General features: G+C 69.4%; 1 protein-coding gene. It reads right to left on the reverse strand.

What is annotated here, in order from left to right:
* Positions 1-1,260, reverse strand: a 1,260-nt coding sequence (locus tag EB084_25860; GenBank protein ID NDD31690.1) for a hypothetical protein, incomplete at both ends; no start/stop codon positions are given.

Raw genomic sequence — 1,260 nt, forward strand, 5'->3', positions numbered from 1 at the left:
TCGACGGGTGAGGAAGGCGCCACGGCCCCGCGTCGGTGGCGTCGATGAGGTTGCCTGCCGCATCGAACACGATGGCATGGTGGTCGACGTGCGGGGAGCCCGCAAACAACGAGTCGTCGTCTTCCTCGTTGTCGCTGCCGCCGCCGCGCGGACCGCTGCTGCCTGTCAGGGCGGTCACCGTGCCGTTCGCCGTTTGGGTGAAGTCGAGGCCGCTCACGCGGATGAGGTTCACCCCACCCAGGTACACCACCGAGGCGTCGGCGGGGTCGACGGCGACCACGTTGACGTACTTCGAGAGGGTGTTGGCCAGACCGCGCACAATGGCGGCCGTGGGGCCGAGGGCAACCCAGGTGGCGCCCCCGTCGTCGCTGCCGTACAGCCCCACGAACCCATTCCCGTTGGCTCCGGTGCTGCTGCCCACGAGGGCGTAGAACCGGTCGGGGCGAGAGGGCGCCGACGCCAGGCTGATGCGAAAGCAGCTCGTGGGCGTGGGGAGCCCTTGCACCGGCCCCCAGGTCGCTCCGCCGTCGGTGCTGCGCATGATCTGGCCAGAGACCGGACCCGACGCGTTGGTGCTGCTCGCCGTGGCGGCCAGCACGACGCTCGGCTTCGACGGATGCTGCGCGAGGTCGAAGACGCCCTGTCCGGCGAGGGCCTGCACGACGTGGAAGTGCGCGCCGGCGTCGGCGCTCACCACGAGCCCCAGCGGCGACAGATGCGTGATGCTGCTCTCGCGGGTGGCGACCATGATGTGTCGCGCGTCGGCAGGGTCGACGATGATGCGGGTGATGGCCATGCCCTGCAACAGGCTCGACGACGGCATGTACGACCACGAGAGGCCGCCGTCGGTCGAGCGGTAGATGCCGATGCCGTAGCTCGTCGCGTCACCCTCGCGCGAGACACCGTGAAGGTTGCCCTCTCCCGTGCCAGCGTAGAGCGTGCGTGGTGCGGTGGGGTCTTGCGCCAGCGCGCCGATGTTGAGGTTCGAGAGGGTGTCGGTGAGCGGATTCCAGTCGGCCCCCTGGCTGTCGGCATTCGTCGTGCGCCAGATGCCGCCGCTGGCCGACCCCAGCACGATGGTCGACGCGTCGAGCGAGAGCAGCGACGTCACGCGCCCTGAAGCGATGTCAGAGAACGCGAACTGGTATTCCATGGGCTTGGGACCGAACTCGACCCAGCGCGGCGCGGCAGGCGCACCAGACGACGTCTCGAGGGTGACGGGAGCCCTGTCGCCACCCGTGGTCGACGAAGAGCACGACA

The sequence above is a fragment of the Pseudomonadota bacterium genome (assembly GCA_010028905.1).
Classification (GTDB): Bacteria; Vulcanimicrobiota; Xenobia; order RGZZ01; family RGZZ01; genus RGZZ01.